This window comes from Halorientalis sp., assembly GCF_028275115.1.
Taxonomy (GTDB): domain Archaea; phylum Halobacteriota; class Halobacteria; order Halobacteriales; family Haloarculaceae; genus Halorientalis.
This window is the reverse complement of sequence record NZ_JAQCNH010000135.1, coordinates 1-2,034: the sequence shown is the minus strand read 5'-3', so window position 1 is coordinate 2,034 and position 2,034 is coordinate 1. Positions and strand designations below refer to the sequence as shown.

The 2,034-nt window shown below is 67.5% G+C and carries 3 protein-coding genes; 2 read left to right on the top strand and 1 reads right to left on the bottom strand.

From position 1 onward, the window contains the following. The coding region (locus tag Q0964_RS16500) for a MutS N-terminal domain-containing protein (protein WP_475405896.1) at window positions 1–413 on the bottom strand (413 nt) is incomplete at its 3' end. Window positions 414–518: 105 nt separating this feature from the next. Here Q0964_RS16500 and mobA point away from each other — a divergent pair. Together mobA and Q0964_RS16490 are read left to right on the top strand one after the other, a co-directional pair. After that, window positions 519–1,130, top strand: coding sequence for a molybdenum cofactor guanylyltransferase (mobA, locus tag Q0964_RS16495; RefSeq protein ID WP_299269790.1), 612 nt, complete (start codon window positions 519–521; stop codon window positions 1,128–1,130). Between the two features lie 47 nt (window positions 1,131–1,177). Continuing rightward, on the top strand, window positions 1,178–2,034 hold an 857-nt coding region (locus tag Q0964_RS16490), incomplete at its 3' end, for a class I adenylate-forming enzyme family protein (protein ID WP_299269788.1).

The window sequence follows — 2,034 nt, the reverse complement described above, 5'->3', positions numbered from 1 at the left end:
TTGTTGTCGTCGGTCCGGAGGAGTTCGTCCTCGGTGAGCGTGCCGGGCGTGACGACCCGGGTGACCGCGCGGTCGACGACGCCAGTCGCCTCATCTGGGTCCTGTACCTGGTCGGCGACGGCCACGCGGTAGCCCGCGTCCAGCAGGGTCTCGATGTAGCTCTCGGCGTTGTCGGTCGGGATGCCGGCCATCGGGTACTGGCCGGTCGAGTCCTCGCGTTTGGTCAGGGTGATCTCACAGAGCCGCGAGACGCGTTCGGCCGCGCCACAGAAGGCCTCGTAGAAGTCCCCTACCTGGAAGAGCACCAAGGAGTCCTCGTACGCCGAACACAGCTCGAAGTACTGTGACATCATCGGCGTCAACTCGTCGGCCCGGGCTTCCATCTTCTCGGGTGGGCCAAGCGCCGCATCCATGGGCGACCGCAACACCGCAGGCGGCATATGCCCTGCGGATGCCCACCGCGTCGCGGTCGGCCGTGCAGGGCGGTCTTCTTGTGGGCCGGGTTCGTACCGCCGGCAATGCGAACGGGCCTGGTCGTCGCGGGCGGGTACGCCACGCGCTTCGGGGACGGCGACAAGGCCGTCGCCGACCTCGCGGGCACACCGATGATACGGCGGGTCGCGGACCGCCTCACACCCGGTATCGACCGACTGGTCGTCAACTGCCGCCCCGACCAGCGGACCGCTATCGAGGACGCGCTGGCGGGCTACGCCCACCCGGTGACCGTCGCCGTGGACGACGAACCGGACCGGGGGCCGATGACCGGCATCCTGACCGGTCTGCGCGCGGTCGAGTCCGAGTTCGCGGTCGTCGTGGCCTGTGACATGCCTTTCGTCGCGCCCGCGCTGGTCGAGCACCTCTTCGAGCGGGCGCACGAGCACGACGCAGCCGTGCCCCGCGTCGACGGCCGTGACCAGCCCCTGCAAGCGGTCTACCGGACCGACGCGACCGTCGCGGCCTGCGAAGCCGCGCTCGCCCGAGACGAGCGGGCGGTGTTCGCCGCCCTCGCCGAACTGGACTGGGTGTTCGTCCCGGAAGCGGAGATTCGGGCCCACGCCACGCTCGAGTCGCTCCGGAACGTCAACACGCGGGCGGACCTCCGGGCTGCCACCGCGGACCTGGAGGAGTGACGTTCGGCCGTGCGACTGAGCCCCCTCGCTTATAGTGTGTGAGGTAGATGATGACAGGCATGGAGTACTACGACGGTGGTCAACTGGCACACATGGGCGACCTGCCGGCGATGGCAGCGTCCCGGTACGGGGAGCAAACGGCCTTTGTCTTCCAGGGACTGGAGACGAGTTTCGCGGAGTTAGAGACAGAGGCCAATCAAGTGGCGAACATGCTCGTCGATCACGGCGTCGAGGCGGGCGAACGCGTCGGCCTGTTCGTCCCGAACACCCCACGGTTCCCGAAGAGCTACTTTGGCGTTATCAAGGCCGGTGCGATTCCGGTCCCGCTGAACCTCCGGATGGACCCCGAGACGCTCGCGTTCGTCATCCAGGACGCGGGCATCGACGTCCTCTTTGGCTCGCCGTTCCTGGCCGACGAGGTCCAGAATCTGGCGGCGGCCGCCGAGGTAGAGACGCTGTTTCTCCCGGGCGTCTCCGACGACGGCGTCGTCAACTATTCGCACGCCATCGCCGACCACGACGAGACGTTCGACCGCGCGGCCGCGGGCGTCGACCGCGACTTCTCGGACGTGGCGGTCCAGCCATACACCAGCGGGACGACAGGCAAACCCAAAGGTGTGCAGTTGACCCACGAGAACCTGCTGTCGACCATCGCGGCGTACGACAACGGCGGCCTACCGCTCGACCCCGACGACACCTTCCTGCTCGTCTTGCCCCTGTTTCACATCTACGGGCTGAACGCCCTGCTGGGCTCGGGCCTGTACAGTGGCTCGACGATGGTACTGGTCGCCCAACCGGAGCCGGAGCCGATGTTGAACGCCATCCAGGACAACGACGTGACCAACTTCGCGGGTGTCCCCGCGATGTACACGATGATGTTCCGGGAGTACCGCGAGAACCCCGA